This window comes from Pseudooceanicola aestuariicola (genome assembly GCF_045763785.1).
Lineage (GTDB): Bacteria > Pseudomonadota > Alphaproteobacteria > Rhodobacterales > Rhodobacteraceae > Pseudooceanicola.
On the sequence record NZ_JBJGSF010000004.1, the window covers coordinates 164,046 to 187,280 of the forward strand.

Here is a 23,235-nt window from a genome sequence, read left to right on the forward strand (position 1 = left end):
TCAGTGCACCACCTTCGGCATCAATCCGGTCGGCCGGACAATTAGAATGACAAGAAAGGCGAGATGACCGGCAAGAATTTGATATCCCGCATCGATCTGCGCCCCCACAGCCTGTGCAACCCCAAGGATGATCCCACCAAGGAGCGTACCCCAGAGGTTCCCCAAGCCGCCAATAATGACTGCCTCGAAAGCAAACAGCAGACGCGCTGGCCCCGCGGCAGGGTCGAAGTTGGTTTTCATCGCCAGCCAGATACCCGCGATACCCACAACCAAAGATGCCAGTGCCGTTGCCACTGCGAACGTATGGGCCCGGTTGCCGCCCATAAGCGGCAGAATCTCGGGATCGTCCGAAGTTGCTCTTAACATCCGGCCCAGGGCGGTCTTGTAGAACACCACCTGAAGCGCTCCGATCACGCCGACGGCGGTCAGGAACATCAAAAGCGGCAGTAACCCAATCGCCAGTTCATCGGTCAGCGGAATTGAGGACGTTTCAAGCCAGCCGGTTGGCAGCTTCTGGCTGTCCGCCGAAAACGCTTCAAGCAGGGCGTTCTGGATAATTATGGACATGCCGAAGGTCACAAGGATCGGAGGTAAGATGTCCTTGCCTAGCACGCGGTTCAAAAGGAATTTCTGGTTCAGATAGCCAGCGGCAGCCATGAGCACGACAACCAGCGCAACACCGATCGCCGGTGGCAGCCCCCATGATATGATGAAGAAAAGGATCGCATAGGCCCCAACCACAATGAAATCCCCATGTGCGATGTTCACAAATCGCATCACGCCGAACATCAGGCTAAGCCCGGCGGCGAACAGGGCGTATAACCCCCCCAGCAGAACGCCCTGCATGATTGCATTGATCCAGACCATCAGGCGGCCTCCCCCATTCCGAAATATGCTTTGGCGATCTGTTCACGAGACAGCTCAGACGGCGCGCCGGACAAGGTCACGCGCCCTTCCATGAAGCAGAACACCTTATCTGCCACGGCCATCGCCTGTGACACGTCCTGTTCCACCACCAGAATTGATGTTCCCCGTTCGCGGATTTGGGGAACGGCGTCATAAATGTCTTTGATGATCCTTGGCGCCAGACCCAGACTGATTTCATCACAAAGCAACAGCTTGGGGTTCGACATAAGCGCCCTGCCGATGGCGACCATTTGTTGTTGCCCTCCCGACAAGGCAGTGCCGGGGTTGTGCTTTTTCGCCACGAGATCAGGGAAAAGCCGATAAACCTCTTCCAGCGACCACGGTCCTTTGCGTTTGCCCGCGGCACCGATCAACAGGTTTTCCTCGACACTCAGTGACCGGAACAACCGCCGCCCTTCAGGCACCATGGCAAGGCCTGCCTTGTGAATGGCGTCCCCGCCCTTGCCCGCGATGGGTGTTTCGTCAAAAACGATGTGCTGTCCGCGCGTGGAATGCAGCCCCGTTACGGCCCGCAGAAAGGTGGACTTTCCCGCGCCGTTGGCCCCGATGATGGCGACGGTCTCGCCCTCCTGCACGGCCATATTAATCCCGAACAACGCCTGAAAGTCGCCGTAGTGGGCCGTCAGGTCCTTGATCTCAAGCAGCGTCATCGACCGAGATTCCCATGTAAATTTCCTGAACCATCGGATCGTCCATGACCCGGCGCGGGTCGCCGCTCGCGACGATCTTGCCAAAGTCGATGACCATCAGGTGATCGACCACGGCCAGAAGCGCGTGCACGATGTGTTCGATCCAGATGATCGTCACGCCGCTCGCGTGGATATCTTTGATGGTCGCGATCAGTTCGTGACACTCTGCCTCGGTTAGCCCGCCTGCGATTTCGTCCAGCAGCAACAGCTTCGGCCCGGTCGCCAATGCGCGGGCCAGTTCCAAACGCTTCCGTTCCAGCAACGTCAGCGAGGACGCCGGTCGATTGGCCTTGGGCAACAACCCAGTACGATCCAGAATATCCCGGCAGGCCTGCGTCGGATCTGCGAACCCCGCGTTGCCAAACTGCGCCGCAGCCAGCAAGTTTTCGTAAACACTCATCCCGATAAAAGGATGCGGGATCTGAAAACTCCGGGCGATCCCGGCATGACACCGATCTGCGGCTTTGGCCCTGGTGATGTCGCGGCCTTGGAACGTCACGGTTCCAGAGGACACGCTCAACGCGCCGCCGATGAGGTTAAACAGCGTGGATTTCCCCGCCCCGTTTGGACCGATGATGCCAAGCGCTTGGCCCTGTGGCAGATCAAAGGTGACATCGTCCGCGACGGTGAGTGCCCCGAACGACTTGTTTACGCCCGAAAGCGAAAGAAGTGTGGTCATTGAATGGCCTCGATGGGGGCCGGGACGGTCATGCCGCCCGGCCTCTTTTCGCGTGATCAGGCGATCGGCTTCATCTCGCCGGTCAACGGGATGTTCGGGTGATCCCCGTTTTCGACGATATCCAACACCGGCTTGCCGTCTTGCATCCGCCACTGACCGCCGACCAATGGGGTTTTGGCGATATTCGGCACTGGACCCGCACCGAAGTTCACGTTGCCCACAATGGTGTCGAGGTTCGTTTGACCGATTGCCTTTGCAATCGCCTCTGGGCTGGTCGGATCCTCGGACCGGCTCAGCGCATCGATAGCCACTTCGAAAAGCGAATGCTTGAAACCCAGAGGCATCGTCCAGGGTGCCCCCGTTTCGGCCGTGTAGGCGTCGGCCAGCGCCTGACTGGATTGCCCCGTGAAGGACGAAGAGAAGGGGTGGTGCGGCGACCACCAGACTTCGACCGAGAGCCCTTCGGCCCGGTCACCAAGACCCGCAATGGCTTGGGGGAATTCGGTTGCCTTTGCGGCCTGCATGACCTTGGGATGAAAGCCCTGCTGTGCAGCCTGCGTCCAGAAGGTCGTGAAATCTGGCGGGATCTGCACGCCGGTCACAATCTCAACGCCTGCATCCTTGAAGGCAGAAATCTGCGCGCTGAAATCGTCGGTCATGTTCTGATATCGGCCGGGATCGACCAGCGTGTAGCCACGTTCGGCCATAACCGGAGGGAAGCCCAATTCAGGATGCGACCAGCCGTTACCATCAGGATCGTTGGGCCACAGTGCGCCTACAACCTTGTTGGTCCCAACCTGATCCCACATCCCCATGAACACGGAAATGATATCCTCAAGTCCCCAGAAAAAATGATAGGTGTATTCAAAGCCCACGGCCGGATCGCCTTGACGGCCAAAAAAGTGCGGCTGCCACGGGGTGTCGTTCGTGACACAGGGCACGCCATTCAGTTCGGCCTGGTCGGCAACTGGGTTGGTTGTGTCGGGCGTGGCGGTCGCGGTGATCAAATCAACCTCGTCCTCAAAGATCAGCTCCTGCGCCACAGACGATGCACGGTTCGAAGATGACTGGCTGTCTTTGACGATAAACTCGACCGGGTGCTTTGCCCCGTTGATCATGATGCCATCGCCGATCTGTTTCTTGAACTGCTCCAGCACGAAGGCGTCAGGTTCGGCAAAAATAGCCAAAGGACCAGTTTGCGGCGTCACGAAGCCGATCTTGATCGGGCGGTTCTGCGCATAGGCGGGTAGCGCAAGCCCCGATGCGCCGACAGCCAGCCCGGTTGCTGCCGTGGATTTCATGAACTTACGACGTGTGATCACGTTGGTTTCCTCCCTATTCGTCACACGGGTGTGCGACAACCTCCCGTCACACCCCCTTGGTCGCAACCTGCTCCACGCACCGCCCCACGCAAAGGTATCAGCCGATACCGGAGCACGATGGCCACAGGTCGCTTATCTACTATTGTACCATTATTTGGTACAATATATCGAATTGAGGTACATATAGCGGTGGTGTCAATACGTATTTTCCAAACGCCCGACCCTAGTCAGGATCGAGGGGACGCCAAACCTTGCTAAGGCGTGGTACAGGGGGTAGCACCAGATGGTTCATGTGGTGACGAAGGGCGCAAAGGTGGCCGAAGGTAAACAGCGGGCTGGAGACAGCCAGTCGATCTCACGCGCCATTGCGGTTTTGCGCGCGGTGGCCGATCGGCCGGGCGCCAGCTTGGGCGAAATCGCGAAGGACACCGGTCTGGCACGGTCGACTGTCCAGCGGCTTGTCGGATCTCTGACATCTGAGGGCTTGCTGACCAAGACCTTTGGGCAGCAGGGCGTACACCTTGGCATGGAACTGGCCCGACTAGGCGCCAAGGTGAACTTGAACGCCCGATCCTTACTGATGCCCCTGATGGAGGAATTGCACCGCGAAATCGGTGACAACATTGACTTAACTGTCTTAGATCACGGGGAAGTTTTGGTAATCGAACAGATCGCTTCGAATGAGGATATTCGCGTAATTTCCTTTGTCGGGCGGCGGCATCCGATCTATTGCACGGCGAATGGCAAGGCGCATCTTGGGCAAATACCGCGGAATGAGGCGCTCGCGCTTTTGGGTGACTCGCTGGAACGAATGACACCGAACACGCTGACTGACCCCAAGGCCGTAATGGCGCAGGTCGATGCATTTCGCGAGGTCGGGCTTTATATCGACCGCGAGGAATTCGGCATCGACGCTTGTGCCGTCGCAACGACCCTTCCCGAGATCGGCGGGCAGAAACTGGCCATTTCGATCGCCATGCCCGCAGCGCGATTCAAGCGCCGCGAAGAGGATGCAAAGGCCGCCCTTCTGGCCTTTCGTCGCAAAATGCAGGCGACTTTCGGCAAGTCGATCTAACCCCAACACAGCCCGCAGCTGACTTGGAATACCGCTCAGGTATCGCAAGATACCTTGACAGCACTTCGCGCGCATTCCATTTTTCAGTACACTATACTGCATAGTGATACACTTGTCGCCTAGGGGAAGGCGTCTGAAAATGGGAGGGACCATTGCTACTTACCGCTAAAATTTTGCTGACTATTGCCACGCTTGGCTACAGCGCAATTCCGTTCTTGTTCGATAGCAACAAGACGCATTGGTACAACAAATCATGGACCGCTCATGGCCGGTTTCATTGCGTGTGGCAGGTGATGTCGTACGTCTATATCGGCATCGTCGCACTGGCCCTGATCTGGACAGCCAATGGCGTGACCTGGCACATCTGGCTTGCTGCAATCCTCGCCGCCTGCGCCTATGGCGGTTTCTGGACGGCCGTTTTCCTGCGTGGGAAATTTGGTCTTGATCTCGATCTGGTCGATCAAGTCGACGGCGTCCCGCCTTTCATGCTGCCTATCATCGGTGAAAGCGATGCGAACGTAACGCTCTTTACGACTGCCGTGATCATTTTGGGCACCGGGGCCGCCGCATTGGCAATTGCCGCTGCTGCTGTACAGGCCGTCTGACCATGTTGAACGACGATCAAAGACAAGCGGCCGCAGAGGCAATCCTGTCGGCCGAAACTTCACGCGTGCCTTGCGTCCAGCCCTCCAAACAATGGCCGGAGATGCAGCTTGAGGATGCCTATGACATCCAGCGCAGATGGGCCGATGCCCGGATCGCCAGAGGCGCCAAGATTGTCGGACGCAAGATCGGACTGACGTCGCGGGCAATGCAAATGGCCTCGAAGATGACAGAGCCGGACTACGGTGTGATCTTGGATGATGCGCTGTTTCACGACGGCGCCCGGATCCCGGCGGGCACCTTCATAAAGCCGCGGATTGAAACCGAACTGGCATTCGTCATGGCGGATGACCTCAAGGGCGTGGGTTGCCAGATGCATGATGTGCTGCGGGCTACCGAATACGTCACCCCCGCACTCGAAATCATTGACTACCGTACCGAAGTGCCCCGCGCGATCACGGACACAATTGCCGATAACGCGGCCTATGGGGCGATCGTCATGGGGGGCCGGATCTTCCGGCCTTTCGACGTGGACCTGCGCTGGATTCCCGCCACTTTATCCAAAAATGGCGTGATCGAAGAAACCGGCGTGTCAGCCGCGATCATGGGCCATCCCGCCGCAGGGATCGCTTGGTTGGTGAACAAGCTCGCTGCCTTGGATGACGGTCTACAGGCAGGAGATATCGTGCTGGGCGGATCCTTCACCCGACCCGTCGATATTGCCAGCGGAGACGTGATCTTTGCCGACTACGGAAATCTCGGCGCCATCGGTGTGAGCTTTGAATGATCGCTACGCGCCGAAGTCATAATGCCCAAGATCGAAAAATGACCCTGACATTTCTGAACCTTAGACAAGAGTGGAGCCTAAGCCTGATCCGGATCATGTTCGGCCATTTGTTGCTGGAACCCGGCCAGATCAAGCACCTGAACTATCCCGAATGTCCGATCAATGGTGCGACGCTGGCCGGCATCGCCGCGATTCTTGAACTGGTCTTGGAAAACACCCGGGCGAAGTCACAATGAACCGACGGGCCTTTGTATCGTTCAAATCAACGACCGCGAACCTCTTCGCATCGATGGGGCCCGCGACATTCACCACAGTCTTCCCCTTCAGGACATAGCCGTGACCGATCTCAAACCCAACCTATTCAAACGCGGACTTTCCGGGGACCGTGTGCTGCACGGCCTTTGGGCAACGATAAACGATACGCTGGTGGCCGAGATGAGCGCCTCCTTGGGATATGACTGGATGTTGTTCGACACCGAACATTCGGCGCTTGATGCGCTGGCCGTTTTGCCTTTGCTTCAAGCAGTGGCCCCCTACCCCGTCTCACCGATCGTACGGCCCGGGTCCAACAATGCATCCGAGATCAAAAAGTTGCTGGATTTGGGGGCGCAGTCCATTTTGGTCCCCATGGTCAATTCAGCTGAAGACGCCCGCGCCGCGGTTGCTGCCGTGACCTATCCACCCATGGGCATCCGTGGCGTATCAGGCATGACGCGGGCGACAGGGTTCGCGTCGATCAAAGGGTATCATAAGGCAGCGCGTGACGAGATCGCGCTGATCGTTCAGGTCGAAACGTTAGAGGCCGTCGATGCCATTGAAGAGATTTGTGCAGTCCCGGGCGTGGATGCGTTGTTCGTCGGCCCCGCCGACCTTGCTGCCGCACTTGGCCACGTGGGCGAAGCCAGCCATCCAGAGGTGATCGACGCCACGCTCTCTGCCATCAAACGTATCATTGCGGCGGGCAAGCCAGCGGGGTTTTTGTCCGCCGACCCGGCCTTTGCCGATCAGGTCGAGAACGCCGGCGCAACTTTCGTCGCCCGCGATGTGGATATGGTCGCGCTGAAACGCGGCTTGACCGAGAGGCTCTGATGCCGCTGGTTCGGATCGACCTTATTCGGGGCCGAAGCAAAACAGAGGTGACCCAGCTCTGCGACACGCTTCATGCCTGCGTGGTCGAGGCCTTCGGCGTCCCCGCCCACGACAGGTTTCAGATCGTCACCCAGCACGAAACGCACGAGATGATCATTCAGGATGTGGGCCTTGGCTTTGACCGCAGCGACCAGGTCATTGTCATCCAGATCACCACGACCCCGCGCAGCCTGTCGGCGCGCAAGACGCTTTTCGCCTTGATAGCCAAACGGCTGCAAAGCGACTGCGGAATCCGTCCTGAAGATGTCATGATTAACCTCGTTCCCGTCTCAGAAAGCGACTGGTCTTTTGGGATGGGCCAGCCGCAGTTCCTGACAGGAGCGTTGTGATCATTCGGCCGCAGCAGATATGCGCGGCATAAGGCGAAGGCCGTCGATGAAAAAGGGTCGGAAGCCTTCGGGGTGTTCGCTCATCGGGAAATGTCCGACCTCATCCATGACCGCAAGGGTCGCACCCTCGATCTGATCCGCCGTGCGCTTGGCGTCTTCGGGCGTACAAGTGAAATCGTATGCGCCGACGATGAAGTGTACCGGCGTAATGTTAGTGTCGATGCTATTTAATTGCCCCACAAGACTGTCGTCCTGAGTATAGAAACTCAGATCTCCCCGGAACACGCCCGGCCCTGATTGCAAGAACATCCATAATGTGTTCCAGCGCTCAGCCTCGGGAGCGTGAGGAGAGATATTCGTCGACACCAGCGCCGCCCCCATCTCGCCCCCATGGGCATCCGGACGATGGAACCAGTCAATATCATACCAGGCGGGCTGAAAATCGCTCGCTTCGATGGCGAGGAACCCGGAAAACTTCTCCGCATGATGAACGGCCAATTGCAGGGCGATCCGTCCCCCCATGGACACCCCCGCCAACACCGGCCGATCCAGTTCTAGCGCCTTCGCGACCGCCAGAACGGTTTCCATGTAGATGTCGGTGGTCAGCAAATACTCTTCGGTTTGAAACCCCTCTGGCGGCAGGCTTTTGCCATGCCATGGCATATCGAAGGCGATGATACGATTGTCCGCCGTGATCTCTGCATCGTTCAGAATATGCCGCCACTGGCGAGTGTCTGACCCTGCCGTATGAAGGCACAAAACGGGCCGCCCCTGCCCGGCCTCTTCAAAATAAATCCGTTGTTCGCGCCCGCCGACGTTGACGGTGACATATCGGCCAATGATCTGTTCAATGCTCATCATGCCACCTGTGTTCTGGCGCGCGGAAGGGCCAAAACCTCTTTGAAGAACCGCAGGTTCTTCACCAGCAAAAGCATATCGCCAACGATCTCGGCGCGGCCAATTTTCACCATGGCGAAAATATCGTGAAAGCCGGGCGCAGGCGTAGCGGTCCAGAAGGCACGCAGCGCTTCGGCATCTGTCACAAAACCGAAGCGATAGGGCGTCTTTTTCGACGGCCCTTCGACGACACGATCAATCCGTCCTTCTTTGAAGACCAGATAGAACTCTTGTCCATCCACCTTGATCAGAACTGTTTCGGAAAACAATGCGCCCAGCCTGTGCAGATGCGGGCTGCGCTCCAGCTCGGTTTTTATATCGTGCATTGTGTCGATCATCAAACGCCTCCTCCACTTGGTCTTTGCCTGACAGCGCAGGCACTGTGACGACAATATGGAACAGGTGAAAGGTATGGATCGATACCCTTATGGATCGCTTTTAAAGGCGTTTGGGGTATCGGCTGATACCCACGTCCCGGCTTCCATCCCAAGGCCGCGTTGTGCACAGTCTACCAGTCATTTTCGGGCAGGCGTCATTCACAGGAGGAGCGACGAAGCCCAAGAGAAAAGCACCGAGGAGGAACCCCAGATGCGTAATGTGACTGTAGATAACGTAACCGACGTCGTCGTCGAAGCCATCGGCGCGACAAACGAAATTCCCGCGCGGCAAAAGGAAATCATGACGGCGCTGGTGAAGCACCTGCATGGCTTCTGCAAAGACGTAAACCTGACGACGCCCGAATTCATGCAGGCTTGTGATTTCTTGGCGCGCGCCGGTGCCGTTTGCACCGACAAGAGACAAGAATTCATCCTGCTGTCCGATATCCTCGGCGTTGAGGTTCTGGTAGACATGCTGACGAACCCCACGCCCAATGGCGAAACCACCGGCACGGTACTTGGTCCGTTCTTCCGCGAAAACGCACCGGTTCTGCCGCATGGCGCTTCGATCGTGCAGAAACACTACGACGATGAAGAGTCGGTGTTCGTCGAAGGCTTTGTTCGTGATGCAAACGGCGCGCCAATTGCCGGCGCCATGATCGACGTCTGGGAAGACGCGCCGAACGGGCTGTATGAAAACCATGATCCGGACCAGCCCGACTATAACCTTCGCGGCCGGTTCGAAACGGACGAAAACGGATATTACGCCTATCGCGCGATCCGGCCTGTGCCCTATCCGATTCCATCGGATTGGACGGCTGGAGAGATGATCAACTACATGGGCCACCACACCATGCGCCCCGGACATATCCACGTGGTCATCAACAAAGAAGGCTACCGCCCACTGATCTCGCAACTGTACGACTCGTCGTCCGACTATCTCGACAACGACTCTGTCTTCGCCGTGAAGGAAAACCTGATTGGTGACTTCCAGAAAGGCACAGAAGATCACGGCACTGACCTTTACGTGAAGTTCGACTTCATGCTCGCTGACCAGGCCGTCGCGCTTGCCGCCGAATAAGAACTGGGTCGACGCCGTGCCAAACGGTGTCGACCTGCCGTGCGCAGGATTTTGGGTCCAAGGATACGACACGTGTTACACCCGCAAAACGCAATGGTCCTCGAAGTTGACCGGCAGATAGACCGCAGCACCGCGATCAAGTCTATCGACACGCGGATCGTCGATTGCGTGACCACCCGGCGCCACAAACTGTCGAATACTGAAATCACCCATCAGTCCTTCGTGATTGTCGAAGTCACCCTTGCAGATGGCACGACAGGGTTTGGAGAGGCCTCGACCTTAGGTGGCCCGCGCTGGTCGGAAGAAAGTGTTGAGGCGATCAAAGCAAATATCGACACCTATCTGGCCCCTGCCCTGCTGGACCAGCCAGCCCTGAATTTCGAAGCAACCGCGCAGCGGATGAAAAAAGCTGTAAGCCGCAACACCTCAGCTCGCGCCGCTGTTGAGGGTGCGCTTTACGACGCGGCGGGCAAAGCGCTTGGCTTGCCAGCCACGGTCCTTCTGGGCGGAAGGGTACGCGATAAGATCGAGGTGCTGTGGGCTCTTGCTTCTGGCGATGCGGATCAGGAAATCGAAGAGGCCCACGCCAAGCTGGCCGCGCGGGAACACCGTCGGTTTAAGATCAAACTAGGGTTCTTCGAGCCCGCCCAAGACATGATCCGCCTGCGCAAGCTTGTCAGCGCCATGCCCCAAGGAACAGAGGTGGTTGTCGACGTCAACCAAGCCTGGTCCGAAGCAACCGCGATCCGTTACATCCCGGAACTGGCAGAAATGGGTATAGTCCTGATCGAACAGCCCCTGCGTCCCGGCCTGATCGACGCCACAGCCCGCGTCGCGCGCCGGTCCGCGATCCCCATAATGACGGATGAGGCCGCGTTTTCGACGCAGGAGCTTGTTCATAACGCCCAATCGGCGGCGGGCAGCGTCTATTCGCTGAAGCTGGTCAAATCCGGTGGGCTATTGGAGATGAAACGCGCCGCCGGGGTCGCGCAGGCCTTCGGAATGGAACTTTACGGCGGCTGCCTATTGGAAAGCGGCATTGGCGCATCGGCGCATCTGGCCGTTTTCTCGACCCTGCCACAGTTAGAATGGGGCTGCGAACACTTTGGCCCGCGCATCCTCAAACAGGACCTTATAACCTCCGGTCTGACGTTCCGGGATTTCCACGTCGAGCTTTCCCAAGCGCCCGGGCTTGGCTTTACCGTGGATCAAGACGCCCTGCGCGACGCGACCCGCCGCTAACCTGAGGTCACTTGGACCGGACGAATTTCCGCGCGACGTCCAGAAACTTCATGACCTGCGGTGACTGGTTGTCGCGACGGGCGTGAATGGTCAGCGCAGTACCCGGATTTTTCCCAACGTAGGGTCTGTAAAACACTCCCGGCCGAGACGTCCGGGCGACGCTTTCCGGAACGACGGAAATTCCAACGCCAACCGAAACAAGGCTGATCGCCGTCTGAAAGTCCTGCGCCAATTCCAGTGAAGACGGCTCAAACCCTTCGTCGTGGCAAATCGACAGGATGTGATCGGCGAAACTGGGCCGTGGACGGCGCGGATACAAGATAAAAGTCTGATCCTTAAGGTCGGAAAACAGGATCTCCTTTCGGTCGACCAGTTCGGAATTGTCCGGAATGGCAAGAACCAGGTCTTCATGCGCCAAGGGCACCGATCGCAGCTCGTCGTCATGCAGATCAGGCCGGGCAACGGCGATGTCGATCTCCCGCTGGATGATTGCCGAATGTAACCCGGCATTGTTCATGGCCGATAACGCAAGCTCTACTTTGGGGTAATGCGATCGGTAGGATTTTATCAGCGTCGGCAAAACCCCGTGAGACGCCGACCCGACAAAGGCGATCCGCAGGCGTCCCAACCCGCCCTCTCCGACCAGACGAGTTTCGCGATAGGCATTCTCCATCCGGTCTATCAACGCGCGGGCATGTCCTTCGAACACCTCGCCCGCCTGCGTCAGCCGGATTTGGCTGCGGCTACGATCGAAAAGCTGCGCGCCTATATCCGCCTCAAGCGCAGCGATCTGACGGCTGAGGGGTGGCTGCGCTATTTCAAGCCTCGATGCGGCGCGGCCGAAATGAAGCTCTTCTGCGACAGCGAGGAAGTATTTGAGGCGGCGAATTTCCATGGCTGCGTATACCAAATCAGGTATCGAAACCAAATATCCAATACGCCTTTTGTCATAACAAAATGCACGAAAACGATCGGTGACACTGTCAGGTTGTCGAAGCCACTCGCCGTTGTCGCGCGATGACAAGTTGAAACTACCTGACTTATTCCGTCTCAAAGGTTGGCCGACAACCACAGTCGGCAAATATCGCCTCAGCTTGCTTTATGACAGGCCCAGCAACCTGCGCGTCCCAGTCATCACATCCGCGATGACACTTGCAGGTCCGCGCTCTGAAGCTCTCTGCGTCATAGGAACCTCGACCGCGAGAGGTAGATCTGGCGGCATCGCATCTAGGAAGGCTGTCAGATTGATCCCTCCCTCTCCCGGAGGCAGACGCTCAGCCCGTCCGGCAAACAAAAGATCTTCGGTCGAATAAGGCGGATGAACAGGCGCATCGCAGAGATGAGCGAAGCGTAGGCGTTCTGGCTGCAGCGCAGCGAGCGTTTCAAGCTGGCTGTCCGATCTGTCGAAATGAAGGCTGTCAGGAAGGATACCGATCTTTGGCCCAGCTGCCGTCACGACCTTTATGGCCGCTTCAAGCGACGGGACAACCGTCCATGGAAAAAATTCCAGCACGACGCCAAGGCCACGACCGACCGCGCGTTCTTCCAATTCTGCCAGACGGTCGGCAAGGCGAGAGAGGTCGGCATCGTAGGGGGCCGTGATGACCTCTTTCGCGCCGAGTTCTGCACCCGCGTCAAGAAACCGGTCCAAGGCGGCGATATCCGTATCGGGCTCAATTTTGACGAACTCGATGTCATGGGCGCCAATCCCTGTCTCCCGCAGGGCGCCTCGGGTGGCACACATCATCGCCGGGTCGTCCATCAGGGGATAGCCGGGGCTGGTTTCCGTTACACGGATAAGCCGCAAGCCCACATCGTCAAAACCAGCATCAGCGGCTGCGCGGATAAGGTCCGGCGGCGGGAGGTCGATGGCCGTCAGATGAGCCAAGGATAAGCGACGGGTCAATTTACGCTCTCCGCAGCATGGCGGCCTGCGATATAGCCGAAGGTCAGCGCCGGGCCAAGGTTGATGCCGCCTGCGGGATAGTGTCCACCCATGACACTCGCCATGTCAGTGCCTGCTGCGTAAAGGCCGGGGATCGGACCACCTGCGTCGTCCAGAACACGCGCCGCACCGTCCGTTTGTAGGCCTGCAAACGTGCCGAAACTGCCCGGGATGACGCGTACCGCATAGTACGGTCCGGACTTGATCGGGGCGAGGCAGGGGTTGGGCGTCACGTCCGGGTCCCCCTGAAGGCGCATGTAGTTCGAGGTGCCACGGTGGAACTCAGGGTCCTCGCCTCTGGCCGCGCCGATGTTGAAACGCGCGACGGTGTCGGCCAATCCGCTTGGGTCGATCCCGCAGTTGCGGGCCAGATCTTCAAGCGTCGCACCACGGATCAGGTATCCCGAACGCAGCCAAGGCCGCAGCGGCACTGGCGCGGGGCGTACAATCCCCAGACCGTAGCGCCGGATAAAACGATGATCGCAGATCAGCCAGGACTCGACCGGCGCGTCTTCGGGCACCGCATCGAACATCGCCTTCACGTAGTCGTAATAACCAAGCCCCTCGTTGCAGAACCGTCGGCCAGACGCCAGCACACCGATCACGCCCGGTTTTCCACGTTCAATGATGTGCGGAAAGACGCCCTTCGATCCATCTGGCCAGCTGACCTCTGACACCGGACACCACGCACCCGCAGCGGCAAGGTCCATGGCCTGATGTCCGCCGACGTCTTCTCCTAGGCGCAACCCGTCACCTGTCGCGGTCGGCACGGCGAGGGTGCTGTGCTGATCTGCGCAGGGAAAGGTCGCCGCACGTCTGGTCAGGTCATGCGGATAGCCCCCACAGGCGAGCACCACGCCGCGAAGCGCCTGAACCCGGCGCGTCCCGGTCTGGCCTTCAAGGATGGCTCCGATCACTCTGGCACCTTCTGTTTCAAGGCTCGCGACGGAAGCTCCGGTGCGAAAGATCACCCCCGCGTCCAGACAGGCCTGCATAAGCCGGGCGACCAGCGCGTTGCCGTTCCGCAGCTCCATCCCCCGCCCGTGCCGCGCCAGCGACCACAGGTGCCAGCCCAGCCGTCGCGTAACATGGAGTGCAGAGGAAACCGAGCGCGTCGCCGTCATAAAAGCCCGAAGGTCGGCACCGGCCTGGATTGTCATACCGATGAAAGAGGTTTCGCGCAGGGGCCGACGGAGCAGGCGAATATCGGTGCCAAGCTTCCGCCCGTCGTAGGGCGCGGCGATCACCGATCGGCCGCCCGTCCCGGCACCGGGGAGGTGTCCGTAGGTATCCGGAATGCGCGCGCCACATTCAAATTCCAGACCTGCACCCTCAAGAAAACCAATCGCCTCGGGTGCTGTTTCAAGAAAGGCGTCGACCAAATCCGGGTTGAAGTTATTCCCCTGCACCGCTTCAAGGTATGCGCGCGGGCCGCTGGTATCTTCGTCGAACCCATGGCGACGTGCGACGGGATTGCAAGGGGCCCAAATCCAGCCGCCGGACCATGCAGTCGTGCCACCGATGACATCCGCCTTCTCAGCGACGATGACCGACAGCCCTCGGCGGGCGGCGGCCAATGCAGCCGATAGGCCCGCGGCCCCGGACCCCGCGACCAGCAGATCGCAGGTTTCGTCCCATTCCTCGCCGCGCTTAACCATATCGCCCCTCTCCAACGCCAACCCGGTTTTTCCGCCAGAATGCGATAACGTCAAATGCTTGTTTGCTGAATTGCGTAACATTAGGTTAACTGGCCGCATCGGTGAGGAGGTTGAGATGCGGGAAATCACATTACGACAGGTCGAAGTGATCCGCGCGGTCATGTTGCGCGGGACGATCAGCGGAGCAGCAGAACATCTTGGCGTCTCGGCCCCCGGCATTTCACGACTTGTGAAGCACACCGAAGAAACACTGGGCCTGCGCCTGTTCGAAAGGCGCGCGGGACTGTTCGTGCCATCCGTCGAAGCGGGTAAGGTCTTTGATCAGATCCGGGAGGTCTACAAAGGCGTCGAGAACCTTCAGGCCGCGCTCGATTCACTCCAGAAGGGAGAAGAGGTTCAGCTGTCCTTCGCCTCTGCCCCGTCGGTTGCGCAATTCATTGCGGCACGCGCGCTGCGGACGATCCGGGCCCGATACCCGGACCTCTATATCGATCTGAACATCCTGAAGATCGAAGAGACGGCAGACTACCTCCTGCTAGAGCGCGGCGAATTCGTGATCATGAGTTCGGCCATTCACAACCCCGGCATTCAAAGCGAAAAGCTGGCGCATGGTCGCGTCGTCGCGATCTTGCCTGAACATCATCCGCTTTCAGAACAAAGTTCGGTATCGGTGCATGACCTGGCCAAAGAACCGCTGGTCGGAATTGATCCCTCCGATCCCTATGGCCGTATCGTGTCGCGCCCCTTCCGCGAAGCAGGTATCGATGTGCGGCACACCATGCGCGGACGCTTTGCACAGACCATCGTCAGTCTTGTCCGACATGGCCTGGGCGTGGCGTTGATCGACGAATTTTCCGTGGCCGAGGTTTACATGCCGGGCGTTGTCCGGAAACCGATCGTCGAGGAGACGTTCATCGACATCTATGCCGTGACCAAAAAAGATCGCGTGCTGTCCAACTTTGCCGAGTTCAGCATTCAGCAGTTCCGCAAGGAGCTGGCGGAGGCCGGAGCGAACTGGTCGTAGGAAAATAACTTGATGTTAATGATAGCGCAAAATTCATATTTGACGTTATGGCTGCGTTCGACGCATACCGCCGATACCGGATGCGGGGGAGGTCTGCGTCCATAAGCTTTAACGGGAGGAACCTTATGAAGCGTTTCGTACTCGGCGCCGTATCGGCGCTTGTCGTGGCCTCGACCGCAGTCGCGGCCGATTATCCGTCCAAGGAAATTCAGGGCATCATCCAGTGGGGGGCCGGCGGCTCTACCGACACTGTGATGCGTTCCGTCACTCCGCATGCCGAAGAAGCACTGGGTGGCACCGTGGTCATGCAGAACATGACCGGCGGCGTTGGCGCGATCGCGCTGAACCATGTCGCAGGTCAGGACGCCGACGGATATACCCTATTGATGGGTGCGGAAAACCCGCTGCTCTACAAAGTCATGGGTCTGGGCGACAAAGACTACACCGATTTCACCCCCATCAACATTCTGGCCCGCGGCACCCCGATCCTGGTGGCCCGCCCCGATGCGCCATTTGACGATTATGCCAGCATGATGGAATACGTCAGGGCGAACCCCGGTGAAGTCCGGTTCGGCGCAACTGGCCCCGGTGGTCTGCCGTCGGTCGTGACTGCAATGATGAACACGGTCGAGGGTGAGCTTGATGTGATCGCCGTTCCCTACGACGGTGACGGCCCCGCGCTGACCGCCCTTCAGGGTGGCGCAATCGATGTCATGCCCGCCGTTCTGGGTGCCGCCATCGAAGGTATCCGCGCCGGCAACATGAAGCCGCTGGCTATCGTCGACGTGGCAGCCAACGAGCGTCTGCCCGACGTCAAACCGGTCACCGACTATAACGAAGCCTACAACACCTACCTGCCTTGGGGCCCGTTCTTCGGTGTCTTCGTCAAAAAAGGCACGCCGGATGACGTTGTTGCCAAGCTGACCGAAGCTTACGCCACGGGTGCAGAAGCGGCTGACTTCAAAGAGCTGATGGACAACCGCGGCTTCTCGATGATGTCGATTTCCGGTGCCGAAGCCGAAGCGTTCCTGACCAAATGGCAGCAGGGCACGACTTGGCTTCTGCAGGATGCTGGTCTGACCAAAGCATCGCCCGAAGAGTTCGGCATCGCCCGTCCGTAATACCGAGCAGTCCGGCGCCTGACGCCCAAGACCAAAAGTCGGCGCCGCACTTCCACCCGAGGTGCGGCGCCTGACGTTTCAGGGTGCGCCATTGGCGCGAATAAGAGGGGAACCCTCATGCAGATTGAAACCGAACATCATGACGGCACATCCGACGCAACGCCCGGCGGATATGAAGGCCAGCGCAGACCCGGAGAGCTGATCTTTGGTGCGCTGATGCTTGCGGGCAGTCTGATCCTTGTTTGGAACGCTTGGGGGATCGAGAACTCCTTCGGTCCGAACGGGCTGTCTTCGCCGCGTTCGATCCCATTGGCGACAACGCTGGTCATGGTCATTTCCGCGGCGATTATCCTGCTCAGGGATCTGCGTCTTCCGCGGGTCGCTGGCGAGACGGTCGCCAAGGACATCCTGCCCGGCACGGTCGTGGTGGTTGCGCTGCTGCTGGTCGCCTACGGGTTTCTTCTGGTGCCGCTCGGCTTTCTGCCGACATCGGCTCTCTTCCTGATCATCACCATCAAGCTCCTCGGAAAGCGAAGCTGGGGCTGGACGATCGGCATCGCGCTGGCAAGCCTGCTGGTGATCTGGCTGATCTTCCGCATCGTCTTCACCGTCCTGATCCCCGCCGGGATCGTACCCGAAGCGGAATTCATTCAGGCTATTCGTAATCTCATGGCAGGAGCAAACTGATGGATACCCTTTTTGCTTTCCTGACTGTTTTCACACAGCCGCAACTGCTGCTGCTGGTGGGCCTTGGCACTTTTGCCGGTGTTTATGTCGGCGCGATCCCGGGGCTGTCGGTGACGATGGCGGTTTCGATCCTGATTTCTTTCACCTTCTCTTGGGATGTGTATCCGGCGATCTCGCTGATGATCGGCATCTACATGGGCGGAGTATACGGCGGGTCACGCACCGCAATCCTGCTGAACATCCCCGGCGCACCGTCGGCGATTGCCACGGCTTTGGACGGCTATCCCATGGCCAAGCGGGGCGAAGCCGGGACCGCCATCGGCGTGACGACCGTGATGTCGTTCATCGGTGGCTTTATCGGGATCGGCGTGTTGGCCGTGGCCGCACCGCTGGTGTCCGACTTTGCGCTGAAATTCCAGCCGCGCGACTACATGTTGCTGGCGGTTCTGGGCATCCTTCTTGTTGGCTCGCTCTCGTCAGGCAGCTTGGTCAAAGGCATCTTCGCCGGCGCGCTTGGCATCGCCATCGGCGCGGTCGGTCGCGACCCGCTGACCTTTACCGAACGATTCACCTTCGACATCCCGCTGATGCAGGGCGGAATCTCGTTCATCGCGGTCATGATCGGCATGTTCGGTGTATCCGAGGCGCTGATGCAACTGCATCACGTCAACAAAGACGCCGTGCGGCAAAAGATCAGCCGCATTGTCCCCTCGCTCTCGACAGTGAAGAAACACCTGCCGCTGTCGGTCCAAACCTCGACAATCGGCGTTGTGATCGGTGCGCTGCCGGGCACGGGCGGGGACATTGCTGCCTTGATGGCCTATGACCACGCAAAGCGGGTGACCAAAGAGCCGGAACGCCCCTTCGGAGATGGCGCGATGGAGGGCCTTGTGGCCCCGGAAACCGCCAATAACGCCGCCGTGGGTGGCGCGTTCATTCCCATGATGACCCTCGGCATTCCGGGCGACGCAGTTACCGCGATCATGATCGGCGCCCTTTTCATTCACGGGCTGAACCCTGGCCCGATGCTGATGATTGACCAACCGGACATGTTCTGGTTCATCGTCGGCGCATTGGTCATGGCCAATGTCTTCATGCTGATCTTTGGTCTGACCGGCATCAAGATTTTCACCAAGATTGTGGAAATGCCGCGAGCGGTTCTGATCCCTTTGATCATGCTCTTGTCGATTGTGGGCGCCTATGCGGTGAACAACTCGCTTACGGACGTCTACTGGATGCTGGGCTTTGGATTCTTCGGTTACTTCATGCGGCACTACGGATATCCGCTTGGGCCGGTGATCCTTGGCGTGATCCTGTCGCGTTTGCTGGATGATAACTGGCGCCGTGCGATCATCTCGGAACGTGAGGACCTTGGACGGTTCTTCCATGGGGTGTTCACAAGCCCGCTGTCGACGGTTCTGTTCGTCGCAGTGATCCTGATCTTCGTGTCGCAGACCCCACTTTGGACCAAGGCTAAGGCAAAAGTATTCGGACGCTCCGGCCGGGAGGCAAAACAATGACCAAGCTGAAATTGGGCCTCATCGGCGATAACATCGCCCGTTCCCGTTCTCCGATGCTCCATCGCATCGCCGGACAACAGAATGGCATCGAGGTGACATATGATCGTCTTGTGCCAAAAGACCTTGGGCATAGCTTCGACGAGGTTTTCGCGGATTGCACGGCAGGTGAGTTCCGCGGGATCAATGTGACCTATCCCTACAAAGAGATTGCCGCTGCCAAAGTACAGGTCGACGATCCGCTGGTCCGCGCCGTTGGCGCCGTCAACACGGTGATTTTCGGTGAGGACGGTCCCAAAGGGTTCAATACGGATTATTCCGGTTTCATGGCCGCCTACCGCAACGTGCGGGGCGAACGGCCAACCGGACCTGTTCTGATGATCGGCACAGGCGGCGTCGGTCGTGCCGTGGCCTTTGGTCTGGCCGGTCTCGGCACACGCGAACTGCGCCTTGTCGACCGCGACCCGGCAAAGGCCGAAGCGCTGGCAGCCGCCTTGCAGACGGTCGTTCCGGACATGGACGTTTCCATTTGGATCAGTGCGGAAAAGGCCGCACAGGGCGCGACGGGTCTTATCAACTGCACACCCGTCGGCATGGTCGGCTACGGCGGCACGCCGCTTGATGCCGCTGCAATGCCGGGCGCGGAATGGGCTTTCGATGCGGTCTATACCCCGACCGACACGCAGTTCCTGACAGACGCCGAAGCTGCTGGCCTGTCCATCATCTCGGGGTGGGAGCTCTTCTTCTTTCAGGGGGTCCACGCGTGGTCGCTGTTCTCTGGTCTCGGGCTTGACGAAGAAAACCTTCGGTCCAGCCTCCTCAGCCTGGGAGAAGCCGCATGAAAACCGCTATCGCGACCGTTTCAATCTCTGGCACCCTGACCGAAAAGCTTGACGCCATCGCAGAGGCTGGTTTCGACGGGATCGAGATCTTCGAGCAGGATTTCATTACGGATACCGGCAGCGCGAAAGACGTCGGTCAGCGCATCCGCGACAAAGGACTGGAGATCAGCCTTTTTCAGCCGTTTCGCGATTTCGAGGGCCTGCCCGAACCTGTCCGCGCCAAGGCATTTGACCGGGCTGAACGCAAGTTCGACCTGATGCAGGACCTCGGCGCTGATCTGATCCTCGTCTGCTCCACGGTCCATCCCAAGGCGCTTGGCGGCATCGATCGCGCCGCCGCAGACCTGCGCGAATTGGGCGAGCGGGCTGCCAAACGCGGGCTGCGCATCGGCTATGAAGCTTTGGCGTGGGGCCGGTATGTCAACGATCACCGCGACGCGTGGGAGATCGTGCGCCGTGCCGATCATCCCAACGTCGGTGTGATCCTCGACAGTTTCCACACCCTTGGTCGCGGCCTCGATCCTGAAACGATCCGGCGCATTCCCGGCGACAAGATATTCTTCGTTCAGATGGCAGATGCGCCGAAGATCGACATGGACCTGCTCTATTGGTCCCGCCACTTCCGCAACATGCCAGGAGAAGGCGATCTGCCGGTCACCGACTTCATGCGTGCCGTTCTGGCGGCGGGCTACACGGGCCCAGTCAGTCTTGAGATATTCAACGACCAGTTCCGCGGGGGATCGGCCAAGACCATCGCCAAAGACGGCTACCGCTCGCTCATTACGCTTCTCGACGACGTGCGCCGAGCCGAGCCGGAGATCGACGTTCAACTGCCCGCAATTCCGGCCCGCCAGAGCATGGCGGGGACGGCTTTCATCGAATTCGCCACCCGTGGGGCTGAAGGCGATCGGCTGAAGGCGCAGCTCATGGCGCTCGGTTTCAGCGAGACTGGGCAACACATGGCCAAAGCCATCACACTCTGGCAGCAGGGCGACATTCGGATCGTCGTGAACGAGGAACAGGGCGATTTCGCTGGCTCTGCCTACAATATGCACGGCACTTCGATCTGTGACATCGGGCTGGCGGTATCTTCGTCCACCGACACTATGGCACGGGCGGCGGCTCTGGGCTCCCGCTCCTTTGCGCAGGCACCCGCGGGCGGGCAGCTCGATATTCCTGCAATCCGGGGGTTGGGGGGCAGCGTCCTCCACTTTCTCGACGACAGCCACGCCGACGTCTGGAAAACCGAATTCGGAGCAACCACCGCTGGTTCTGAGGGCGTCGGCCTGAAGTCCATCGATCACATCGCGCAGACAATGACCTACGATCAGATGCTAAGCTGGTCGCTATTCTACACCTCTCTCTTCAAGATGGAGAAGGCGCCGATGGTTGATGTGGTCGATCCTGACGGCCTCGTCCGCTCACAGGCTCTGGCTGCAGACACAGAAGCCTTTCGGATCACCCTGAATGGCGCCGAAACGCACCGAACCCTCGCCGGTTCGTTCCTAGCGGACAGCTTTGGTGCACCCGTGCAGCACGTTGCCATGACCACGTCGGACATCTTTGCCACGGCCGCCGCGCTGTCCGAGCGCGGGTTCGAAGTGCTGCCAATCCCTGACAACTACTACGACGATCTTGCCAGTCGGTTCGACATCGATCCCAACAGACTGCAGCGGATGAAACAGCTTCAGGTGTTGTACGATGCCGACGAGGATGGGGAGTTCTATCAGCTCTACAGCCGTCCAACCTCCAAAGGACTTTTCTTCGAAATCGTGCAGCGCAGCGGATACAAAGGCTACGGCGCCCCGAATGCCCCGTTCCGCATCGCCGCGCAAAAGCGACTGGGCCGCACAAAGGGTATGCCGCTGGCGTGACAGGTGTTTGAAGACATCAATGGATCTGTTCCCAGCCACGCAGTCCGGACATTATATTTGTTGACCCAAGTGCGATCACCGGCGCCGTGCGGCGGCCATTCTCTCGGCGTTTCAGTAGATCAGCTTTAGGTCGCATCAAATTGCATGCAGGCGTTACGTCAGTGAAAAGCCGTGCAAACCGAGTTTGCCTCGCATCGTTTGGTGATGCATTGTGCGCACCATGGCATACGTAGACGTCGGACATAATCCTTGGCTCATAGCTGTTTCCTTCGTCGTGGCACTCGTCGCGGGGGCGACAGGGCTTTTCCTGACGCGGGAATTATCCAGAAAGTCGGTACTTCAGAAGAAGCTGTCAGTCGCTTTGGCTGCGGTCACTCTGGGTACAGGCATCTGGTCGATGCACTTCGTGGCAATGCTGGGCTTACGCATGCCAATCCTGTTCTACTATGACGCGGCAATTACGCTGGTCTCAGCGCTGATCGCCATACTGATCGTAACACTGGCACTGATCCTGCTGCATTTCACGCGCCGCACCCCCACGACAATTGTCGCTGCGGGGACGCTGGTCGGGGCGGGTGTTCTGGCGATGCATTACGTCGGGATGGCCGGAATGCAGTTGTGCCAACCCGTCTACAGTGCCGTTGGCGTGATCAGTTCGTCCATCCTGGCAATTGGGCTATGCATCCTTGCATTCGGGATCGCTTACGGGACCCGATCAAACCGAAATATTGTGATCGGAACAGTCTGCTTCGGCGTGGCGGTCACGGCGGTTCATTTCCTCGCAATGGCAGGAACCAATTTCATCGAATTGTCAGGCACTCACGAAATCGGTCCGCTCATCAGCAATGAAACGATGGCCATCGGCGTGATTCTAAGCAGCTTCGCAATCTTCGGTATCTTCCTGTGGGTCGGCTCTACCCTTCTGATGCCAGCAGAAAACCAACCGGCTGAGCGTCAGGCAGCATCACCCCCCGAAACACTTTCGACCACAAAGCCCTCCGCCAGTGACGGGCTAATGTCCGGCTCTTGGCTGCCCTGCGAAAGGGAAGGCAGCAAAGTTCGCGTCCCCGCCAGCGAGATAGCGTTCGTTCGGGCCGACGGTCATTACACTCAGGTCTACACATCCAAGGGCCGCTACTTCTGCGTCTGGCCCATCACAGAGGCGTCGAAGCGATTGCTGCCTGACGGTTTCATCAAAGTGCACCGCAGCTACATCGTGAACCCGTCGAAAGTTGTTCTGTTTGAACGCGACAAGGACAAGGGCCGCTGCTCGTTCGAACCGGCTGACCTGCCCAAGGTGCCGGTCAGCCGGTCCCATCTCAAGGATGCGCAGAGCGCCTTCGCGTAACTCGGCGCAACTCGTGCAGAGAACGGCGCATTTCGTGCAAAAAGCGCGATATTAAAGCGTTT

The 23,235-nt window shown here is 58.8% G+C and carries 24 protein-coding genes; 15 read left to right on the forward strand and 9 right to left on the reverse strand.

Annotation, left to right across the window (positions count from 1 at the left end; translation table 11 throughout):
• Genes ACI3GR_RS15670 through ACI3GR_RS15685 form a run of 4 tightly spaced genes read right to left on the reverse strand, consistent with a single transcriptional unit; the run spans position 1 to position 3,617 of the window.
• Positions 1-846: a branched-chain amino acid ABC transporter permease gene (locus tag ACI3GR_RS15670; protein WP_407495872.1), complete on the reverse strand. Its 846-nt coding sequence runs from the start codon at positions 844-846 to the stop codon at positions 1-3.
• A gap of 20 nt (positions 847-866) precedes the next feature.
• On the reverse strand, positions 867-1,577 hold the full coding sequence (locus tag ACI3GR_RS15675) for an ABC transporter ATP-binding protein (protein WP_407495875.1): 711 nt from the start codon (positions 1,575-1,577) through the stop codon (positions 867-869).
• Positions 1,564-2,295 (reverse strand): ABC transporter ATP-binding protein, encoded by a 732-nt coding sequence (locus ACI3GR_RS15680; RefSeq protein WP_407495877.1) that lies wholly within the window; start codon positions 2,293-2,295, stop codon positions 1,564-1,566. Before ACI3GR_RS15680 ends, ACI3GR_RS15675 begins: the two co-directional genes overlap by 14 nt.
• 56 nt (positions 2,296-2,351) lie before the next feature.
• Positions 2,352-3,617: an ABC transporter substrate-binding protein gene (locus ACI3GR_RS15685; protein ID WP_407495879.1), complete on the reverse strand. Its 1,266-nt coding sequence runs from the start codon at positions 3,615-3,617 to the stop codon at positions 2,352-2,354.
• A 283-nt stretch (positions 3,618-3,900) separates the two neighbouring features.
• On the opposite strand from ACI3GR_RS15685, the gene ACI3GR_RS15690 reads away from it, so the two are divergent.
• The 6 genes from ACI3GR_RS15690 (at position 3,901) to ACI3GR_RS15715 (ending at position 7,560) form a co-directional block, all read left to right on the forward strand.
• Positions 3,901-4,692 carry an IclR family transcriptional regulator gene (locus ACI3GR_RS15690; protein ID WP_407495881.1) on the forward strand — a complete coding sequence of 264 codons (792 nt, stop codon included), beginning with the start codon at positions 3,901-3,903 and terminating at the stop codon, positions 4,690-4,692.
• A gap of 152 nt (positions 4,693-4,844) precedes the next feature.
• Complete coding sequence (locus tag ACI3GR_RS15695; protein WP_407495883.1) at positions 4,845-5,297, forward strand: hypothetical protein; 453 nt, start codon at positions 4,845-4,847, stop codon at positions 5,295-5,297.
• A 2-nt stretch (positions 5,298-5,299) separates the two neighbouring features.
• Positions 5,300-6,082, forward strand: a complete 783-nt coding sequence (locus ACI3GR_RS15700) for a fumarylacetoacetate hydrolase family protein (protein ID WP_407495885.1) — start codon at positions 5,300-5,302, stop codon at positions 6,080-6,082.
• Positions 6,083-6,120: 38 nt separating this feature from the next.
• Complete coding sequence (locus ACI3GR_RS15705) at positions 6,121-6,318, forward strand: hypothetical protein (protein WP_407495887.1); 198 nt, start codon at positions 6,121-6,123, stop codon at positions 6,316-6,318.
• A gap of 100 nt (positions 6,319-6,418) precedes the next feature.
• Complete coding sequence (locus ACI3GR_RS15710; RefSeq protein ID WP_407495889.1) at positions 6,419-7,171, forward strand: HpcH/HpaI aldolase family protein; 753 nt, start codon at positions 6,419-6,421, stop codon at positions 7,169-7,171.
• On the forward strand, positions 7,171-7,560 hold the full coding sequence (locus ACI3GR_RS15715; RefSeq protein WP_407495892.1) for a tautomerase family protein: 390 nt from the start codon (positions 7,171-7,173) through the stop codon (positions 7,558-7,560). Before ACI3GR_RS15710 ends, ACI3GR_RS15715 begins: the two co-directional genes overlap by 1 nt.
• Here the strand turns inward: ACI3GR_RS15715 and ACI3GR_RS15720 are convergent, their stop codons facing one another.
• Together ACI3GR_RS15720 and ACI3GR_RS15725 are read right to left on the reverse strand one after the other, a co-directional pair.
• Complete coding sequence (locus ACI3GR_RS15720) at positions 7,561-8,418, reverse strand: alpha/beta fold hydrolase (protein ID WP_407495895.1); 858 nt, start codon at positions 8,416-8,418, stop codon at positions 7,561-7,563. It abuts the gene before it with no gap.
• Positions 8,418-8,795, reverse strand: a complete 378-nt coding sequence (locus ACI3GR_RS15725) for a hypothetical protein (RefSeq protein ID WP_407495898.1) — start codon at positions 8,793-8,795, stop codon at positions 8,418-8,420. Before ACI3GR_RS15725 ends, ACI3GR_RS15720 begins: the two co-directional genes overlap by 1 nt.
• Before the next feature lie 250 nt (positions 8,796-9,045).
• On the opposite strand from ACI3GR_RS15725, the gene ACI3GR_RS15730 reads away from it, so the two are divergent.
• Positions 9,046-9,915: an intradiol ring-cleavage dioxygenase gene (locus ACI3GR_RS15730; RefSeq protein ID WP_407495900.1), complete on the forward strand. Its 870-nt coding sequence runs from the start codon at positions 9,046-9,048 to the stop codon at positions 9,913-9,915.
• A 93-nt stretch (positions 9,916-10,008) separates the two neighbouring features.
• Entirely contained in the window at positions 10,009-11,157 is a 1,149-nt protein-coding gene (locus tag ACI3GR_RS15735) for a muconate/chloromuconate family cycloisomerase (protein ID WP_407495903.1), read from the forward strand.
• Between the two features lie 7 nt (positions 11,158-11,164).
• On the opposite strand, the gene ACI3GR_RS15740 is transcribed toward ACI3GR_RS15735, so the two are convergent.
• The 3 genes from ACI3GR_RS15740 to ACI3GR_RS15750 form a co-directional block, all read right to left on the reverse strand.
• A complete protein-coding gene (locus tag ACI3GR_RS15740; RefSeq protein WP_407495906.1) occupies positions 11,165-12,181 on the reverse strand; it encodes a LysR substrate-binding domain-containing protein in 1,017 nt (338 codons plus the stop codon).
• A 75-nt stretch (positions 12,182-12,256) separates the two neighbouring features.
• Positions 12,257-13,063, reverse strand: coding sequence for a sugar phosphate isomerase/epimerase family protein (locus ACI3GR_RS15745; protein WP_407495909.1), 807 nt, complete (start codon positions 13,061-13,063; stop codon positions 12,257-12,259).
• Positions 13,060-14,760, reverse strand: coding sequence for an FAD-dependent oxidoreductase (locus ACI3GR_RS15750; protein WP_407495911.1), 1,701 nt, complete (start codon positions 14,758-14,760; stop codon positions 13,060-13,062). The genes ACI3GR_RS15745 and ACI3GR_RS15750 overlap by 4 nt, the downstream gene beginning before the upstream one ends.
• A gap of 115 nt (positions 14,761-14,875) precedes the next feature.
• Between ACI3GR_RS15750 and ACI3GR_RS15755 the strand changes: the two genes are divergently transcribed.
• The 7 genes from ACI3GR_RS15755 to ACI3GR_RS15785 all read left to right on the forward strand — a co-directional run bounded on the left by ACI3GR_RS15755 (position 14,876) and on the right by ACI3GR_RS15785 (position 23,173).
• Positions 14,876-15,784, forward strand: coding sequence for a LysR family transcriptional regulator (locus ACI3GR_RS15755; protein ID WP_407495913.1), 909 nt, complete (start codon positions 14,876-14,878; stop codon positions 15,782-15,784).
• Between the two features lie 125 nt (positions 15,785-15,909).
• Positions 15,910-16,905: a Bug family tripartite tricarboxylate transporter substrate binding protein gene (locus ACI3GR_RS15760; protein ID WP_407495916.1), complete on the forward strand. Its 996-nt coding sequence runs from the start codon at positions 15,910-15,912 to the stop codon at positions 16,903-16,905.
• A 117-nt stretch (positions 16,906-17,022) separates the two neighbouring features.
• The gene (locus tag ACI3GR_RS15765; RefSeq protein ID WP_407495919.1) at positions 17,023-17,592 is read left to right on the forward strand and encodes a tripartite tricarboxylate transporter TctB family protein; all 570 of its coding nucleotides are present in this window, start codon (positions 17,023-17,025) and stop codon (positions 17,590-17,592) included.
• On the forward strand, positions 17,592-19,112 hold the full coding sequence (locus ACI3GR_RS15770; RefSeq protein WP_407495920.1) for a tripartite tricarboxylate transporter permease: 1,521 nt from the start codon (positions 17,592-17,594) through the stop codon (positions 19,110-19,112). The genes ACI3GR_RS15765 and ACI3GR_RS15770 overlap by 1 nt, the downstream gene beginning before the upstream one ends.
• Positions 19,109-19,951 (forward strand): shikimate dehydrogenase family protein, encoded by an 843-nt coding sequence (locus ACI3GR_RS15775; protein WP_407495922.1) that lies wholly within the window; start codon positions 19,109-19,111, stop codon positions 19,949-19,951. The genes ACI3GR_RS15770 and ACI3GR_RS15775 overlap by 4 nt, the downstream gene beginning before the upstream one ends.
• Positions 19,948-21,825, forward strand: coding sequence for a bifunctional sugar phosphate isomerase/epimerase/4-hydroxyphenylpyruvate dioxygenase family protein (locus ACI3GR_RS15780; RefSeq protein WP_407495923.1), 1,878 nt, complete (start codon positions 19,948-19,950; stop codon positions 21,823-21,825). The genes ACI3GR_RS15775 and ACI3GR_RS15780 overlap by 4 nt, the downstream gene beginning before the upstream one ends.
• Before the next feature lie 220 nt (positions 21,826-22,045).
• Positions 22,046-23,173 carry an MHYT domain-containing protein gene (locus ACI3GR_RS15785; RefSeq protein WP_407495925.1) on the forward strand — a complete coding sequence of 376 codons (1,128 nt, stop codon included), beginning with the start codon at positions 22,046-22,048 and terminating at the stop codon, positions 23,171-23,173.
• Positions 23,174-23,235: the final 62 nt, after the last annotated feature.